The 545-nt window shown below is 32.8% G+C and carries 1 pseudogene; it reads right to left on the minus strand.

Going from position 1 to position 545, the window contains the following annotated elements:
- Nucleotides 1-545, minus strand: a pseudogene (locus RF638_RS16175) (plasmid transfer protein); the annotation flags it as partial.

Genomic DNA, 545 nt, shown 5'->3' on the forward strand with positions numbered 1-545 from the left:
AATACATGAATATAAACTAACACTGACAAAACGAGCTATCCATTGTATATAAGCATCCCGAAATGCAGGTAAAACAGAGAATGCAAAAGCTAGTGGACCAAGAATAACTAATATTCCTGTGAATATGATTTGTAGGAAAAAGACAAAATAGGTACATACTTGCCAAAAAGTAACGACAATAAATTCAATGATATTAAACATTATCATTTTAACCTTAGCGACTACATATACATATAATCCAGCTATCTTGTCTCCAATAGCTGAAAAGTCTATACTAAAATCATACCATTTCTTATCCTTAACTTCATTTTCGGCTCTTTCAACTTCTAATGAAGTATGTAATAACTCTACTGCTACGCTATCAATGAGTGCATATCTATTACGAGAAAGTAATTCTACTTCGTCTATCTGGTTCGTAAACATAGCCTTGCTTTGTGCTGTTAATAATTCTCCGGGATAACTGATTAGATTAATAAAGGGAATCCAGAACATAAGAACCAATCCCAGTGCGAATGGACGCAATAATGGGATAATCTCTAATTTTT

This window comes from Kocuria sp. CPCC 205235, assembly GCF_040980905.1.
Lineage (GTDB): Bacteria > Actinomycetota > Actinomycetes > Actinomycetales > Micrococcaceae > Kocuria > Kocuria carniphila.